The following is a 5,012-nucleotide window of genomic DNA, read 5'->3' as shown; positions in this document are numbered from 1 at the left end:
GCGGCTCGACGCCGCTCGCCCGGTCCCCCGTCCGGTGTCGTCACCGCATCAGCTCTGGGACAGGTTCCGCAGGGCGGTGTTGAGTTCCAGGACGTTGACGCGCGGCTCCCCGATGAAGCCGAGGGTGCGGCCGGTGGTGTGGTCGGCGACGAGGTCCTCGACCTGCTTCACGTCGAGCCCGTTCTTCTCCGCGACGCGGTGGACCTGGATCTCCGCGTACTCGGGGGAGATGTGCGGGTCGAGGCCGGAGCCGGAGGAGGTGACGGCGTCGGCGGGGACGTCGGCGGGCTTCACCTCGTGGTCACCCGTGGAGTTGTCCTCGACGACGGCGACCTTCGCGTCCTTCACCCACTGGATCAACTCCTCGTTGTCACCGGAGCGGTTGGTGGCGCCGGAGAGGACGAGGGAGTACTGCGTGTTGACGCTGTTGCTGCCCAGGCCGTTGGACGGGCGGGGCTGGAACCACTTCAGGTCCGGCCGGGCGGCCTCCTCGGCGTCGTCCGCGTCCTTCTTCGGCAGGTTGTAGGTCTGGCCGATGAGGGAGGAGCCGACGACCTTGCCCCGGTCGTCGGTGATCTCGGAGCCGTTGGCCTTGTCGTTGAACAGCGCCTGGCCGATCCCGGTGACGGCGAGCGGGTAGAGCACCCCGCACACCAGGGTGAGGACGAGCAGGGCGCGCAGTCCTGCACCGAGCAGGCGGGCGGTGGAGCTCACGGAGGTGTTCGTCATGGCGGATCAGCCGATTCCGGGGATGAGGGTCAGGAGCATGTCGATGAGCTTGATGCCGACGAACGGGGCGACCAGGCCGCCGAGTCCGTAGACGGCGAGGTTGCGGCGGAGCATCCGGTCGGCGCTCGCCGGCCGGTAGCGGACGCCGCGCAGGGCGAGCGGCACCAGCGCGACGATGACCAGCGCGTTGAAGATGACCGCGGAGAGGATCGCCGACTCCGGCGAGGCGAGTCCCATGATGTTCAGCTCGTCCAACGACGGGTAGGCCACGGCGAACATCGCGGGGATGATCGCGAAGTACTTCGCCACGTCGTTGGCGATGGAGAACGTCGTCAACGCGCCCCGGGTGATGAGGAGCTGCTTGCCGATCTCGACGATCTCGATCAGCTTGGTGGGGTTGGAGTCGAGGTCCACCATGTTCCCGGCCTCCTTGGCGGCCGAGGTGCCGGTGTTCATCGCGACGCCGACGTCCGCCTGGGCGAGCGCGGGCGCGTCGTTGGTGCCGTCGCCGGTCATGGCGACGAGCTTTCCGCCGGCCTGTTCCCGCTTGATGAGGGCCATCTTGTCCTCGGGGGTGGCCTCGGCGAGGAAGTCGTCGACGCCGGCCTCCTCCGCGATCGCCTTGGCCGTCAGCGGGTTGTCACCCGTGATCATCACGGTCCGGATGCCCATGCGGCGCAGCTCGTCGAACCGCTCGCGCATGCCCTCCTTCACGACGTCCTTGAGGTGGATCACCCCGAGGACGCGCGGGCCCTCAGCATCCTCCACAGCCACCAGCAGCGGCGTGCCACCAGCCGCGGAAATGTTCTCCGTGAGCTCTGCCGCGTCATCGGGTACCTGTCCGCCCCGTTCCTTCACCCACGCCACGACCGATCCGCTCGCACCCTTGCGGACCTTGCGCCCGTCGAGGTCGACCCCCGACATCCGGGTCTGCGCGGTGAACTCGATCCACTCCGCACCGGTCAGCTCGCCCCGGTCGCGCTCCCGCAGCCCGTAGCGCTCCTTGGCGAGGACGACGATCGAACGGCCCTCGGGCGTTTCGTCGGCGAGCGAGGACAGCTGCGCGGCGTCGGCGAGTTCCTCCTCGGTCACCCGGGCGACGGGGACGAACTCCGCCGCCTGGCGGTTGCCGAGCGTGATGGTGCCCGTCTTGTCCAGCAGCAGTGTCGACACGTCGCCGGCCGCCTCGACCGCGCGGCCCGACATGGCCAGGACGTTGCGCTGGACGAGCCGGTCCATGCCCGCGATCCCGATCGCGGAGAGCAGGGCCCCGATCGTCGTCGGGATCAGGCACACGAGGAGCGCCGTGAGGACGATCATCGAGGTCTGCTCGTCGGCGCCGGCGTAGATCGCGAACGGCTTGAGCGTGACGACGGCGAGCAGGAAGACGACGGTGAGCGACGCGAGCAGGATGTTGAGCGCGATCTCGTTGGGCGTCTTCTGCCGGGCCGCGCCCTCGACCAGGGCGATCATGCGGTCGATGAACGTCTCGCCGGGCCTCGTCGTGATCCTGACGACGATCCGGTCGGAGAGCACCTTCGTGCCGCCGGTGACGGCCGAGCGGTCGCCGCCCGACTCCCGGATGACCGGTGCGGACTCGCCGGTGATCGCGGACTCGTCGACGGAGGCGACGCCCTCGACGACGTCGCCGTCACCGGGGATCGTGTCGCCGGCCTCGCAGACGACCCGGTCGCCGATGCGCAGGTCCGTCCCCGCGACCTGCTCCTCGGCCGAACCGTTCAGCCGGCGGGCGACGGTGTCGGTCTTCGCCTTCCGCAGGGTGTCGGCCTGGGCCTTGCCGCGACCCTCGGCGACGGCCTCGGCCAGGTTCGCGAAGATCGTGGTCAGCCACAGCCAGGCGGCGATCGCCCAGCCGAACCAGTCCGACGGGTCGAGGACCGCGAGGACGGTGGTGAGCACCGAGCCGACCAGGACGACGAACATCACCGGCGACTTGACCATCACCCGCGGGTCGAGCTTGCGCAGCGCGTCCGGGAACGACTTCACCAGTTGCTTCGGGTCGAACAGCCCGCCGCCCACGCGGCCGGCGGCGTCGGGCCGTCCGGCGGACGCGAGGTCCTCCTGCGGGGTGCGGGTGGGGGTGGCGGTGCTCATGAGGCGAGCCCTTCGGCGAGCGGTCCCAGCGCGAGGGCGGGGAAGTAGGTGAGTCCGGTGATGATCAGGATCGTGCCGACGAGCAGCCCGGTGTAGAGCGGCTTGTCGGTGCGCAGGGTGCCCACGGTCTCGGGGACGGGCTTCTGCTCGGCGAGCGATCCGGCCAGCGCGAGGACGAACACGATCGGCAGGAACCGGCCGAGCAGCATCGCGATCCCGATCGTGCTGTTGAACCACTGGGTGTCGGCGTTGAGACCGGCGAACGCGGAGCCGTTGTTGTTGGCGCCCGAGGTGTAGGCGTAGAGGATCTCGGAGAAGCCGTGCGCGCCGGAGTTCGTCATCGAGTTCCCGGGAGTGGGCAGCGCCATGGCGACGGCGGTGAAGCCGAGGACCAGGGCCGGGGTGACGAGGATGTAGCAGGCCGCGAACTTGATCTCGCGGGTGCCGATCTTCTTGCCCAGGTACTCCGGGGTGCGGCCGACCATGAGCCCGGCGATGAAGACCGCGATGACGGCCATGACCAGCATGCCGTAGAGGCCGGAGCCGACGCCGCCGGGCGCGATCTCGCCGAGCTGCATCCCGAGGAGCTGGATGCCGCCGCCGAAGCCGGTGAACGAGGAGTGGAAGGAGTTGACCGCGCCGGTCGAGGTCAGCGTCGTTGCCACGGAGAAGAGCGACGATCCCGCGACGCCGAAGCGGGTCTCCTTGCCCTCCATCGCCCCGCCGGCGATCTCGAACGCCGGGCCGCGGCCCGCGAACTCCGTCCACATCATCAGGGCGGTGAAACCGAGCCAGATGACGGCCATCGTGCCGAGGATCGCGTAGCCCTGCTTCAGCGAGCCGACCATGCGGCCGAAGGTGCGGGTCAGGGCGAACGGGATCAGCAGGATGAGGAAGATCTCGAACAGGTTGGACAGCGGGTTCGGGTTCTCGAAGGGGTGGGCGGAGTTGGCGTTGAAGTAGCCGCCGCCGTTGGTGCCCAGCTCCTTGATGACCTCCTGGGAGGCGACCGCGCCGCCGTTCCAGTCCTGCGTGCCGCCCGTGAACTGGCCGACCTCGTGGATCCCGGCGAAGTTCTGGATCGCGCCCATGGCGACCAGGAGCACCGCGCCGATCACGGAGATCGGCAGCAGGATCCGGACGACACCGCGGACCAGGTCCGACCAGAAGTTGCCGAGCTCACCGGTCCGGGACCGGGCGAACCCGCGCACCAGGGCCACCGCGACGGCCATCCCGACCGCGGCGGAGACGAAGTTCTGCACCGCGAGGCCGCCGGTCTGCACGACGTGGCCCATGGCCTGCTCGCCGTAGTACGACTGCCAGTTGGTGTTCGCGACGAACGACGCGGCGGTGTTGAACGCCTGGTCGGGGTCGATCGCGGCGAAGCCGAGCGAACCGGGCAGGACGCCCTGGGCGCGCTGCAGCAGGTACAGGAACAGCACACCGGCCGCGGAGAAGGCGAGGACGCCGCGCAGGTAGGCGGGCCAGCGCATCTCCGCGGACGGGTCGGCGCCGATGGCCTTGTATATCCACCTCTCCGGCCTGAGGTGCTTCTCGGAGGAGTACACCCGGGCCATGTGGTCGCCCAGCGGGCGGTAGGCGAGGGCCAGGGCGGCGATCAGAGCGAGGAGCTGGAGCACGCCAGCGAGGACGGGACTCATGTCGGGTCTCAGAACCTCTCCGGGTACAGCAGGGCGAGGACGAGGTGCCCGAGCAGGGAGACGGCCACGACGAGGCCGACGATGTTCTCGGCAGTCACAGCTTGGTCACCCCCCGGGCGACGAGTGCCACCAGCGCGAAGATCGCGACCGTGGTGGCGACGAAGGCCAGATCGGCCATCGTGAGCTCCTGATTGACGAGGGAAGAATCCCGACCGGGCGGCCGGTGAGAACAGCAAACCCCCACGTCAGACCAGGAGCGAGCCGCCTTGACGCCCCCCTGACGTCAGGGGGCGGAGCTTTGACGCCCTCCTGACGCCCTCGCCCCCAGCCGTCACGCGGCGTCCCGGTTCCGACACGGAACGGGGCCGGGGCCGCCGGTCGGGGATGACGCGGGGCACGCCATCGCCGAAGAGCGCGGGCACCGGCAGGTGTCCGCGCTCTTCGTGGGGTCATGCCGTCCCGGTGTCTTATACACAAAAACGAGCCCCCCAGACACGAAGCGATCTC

The 5,012-nt window shown here is 69.6% G+C and carries 4 protein-coding genes; all 4 read right to left on the bottom strand.

Annotated features, from left to right (window positions below):
* Positions 1-48 precede the first annotated feature (48 nt).
* From ACFWEG_RS28230 to kdpF, 4 genes are read right to left on the bottom strand one after another with little or no spacing between them, the layout of a single operon-like run.
* Positions 49-729 (bottom strand): potassium-transporting ATPase subunit C, encoded by a 681-nt coding sequence (locus tag ACFWEG_RS28230; protein ID WP_387220737.1) that lies wholly within the window; start codon positions 727-729, stop codon positions 49-51.
* Positions 730-735: 6 nt separating this feature from the next.
* Positions 736-2,844, bottom strand: a complete 2,109-nt coding sequence (kdpB, locus tag ACFWEG_RS28225) for a potassium-transporting ATPase subunit KdpB (protein WP_387220735.1) — start codon at positions 2,842-2,844, stop codon at positions 736-738.
* A complete protein-coding gene (gene kdpA / locus ACFWEG_RS28220; RefSeq protein WP_387220732.1) occupies positions 2,841-4,505 on the bottom strand; it encodes a potassium-transporting ATPase subunit KdpA in 1,665 nt (554 codons plus the stop codon). Before kdpA ends, kdpB begins: the two co-directional genes overlap by 4 nt.
* An 8-nt stretch (positions 4,506-4,513) precedes the next feature.
* Positions 4,514-4,603 carry a K(+)-transporting ATPase subunit F gene (gene kdpF / locus ACFWEG_RS28215; RefSeq protein WP_387220730.1) on the bottom strand — a complete coding sequence of 30 codons (90 nt, stop codon included), beginning with the start codon at positions 4,601-4,603 and terminating at the stop codon, positions 4,514-4,516.
* Between the last annotated feature and the right edge of the window lie 409 nt (positions 4,604-5,012).

Origin of the sequence: Streptomyces sp. NPDC060194 (assembly GCF_042728285.1) — a bacterium.
GTDB lineage: Bacteria > Actinomycetota > Actinomycetes > Streptomycetales > Streptomycetaceae > Streptomyces.
This window is presented reverse-complemented; position numbering and strand designations above follow the sequence as displayed.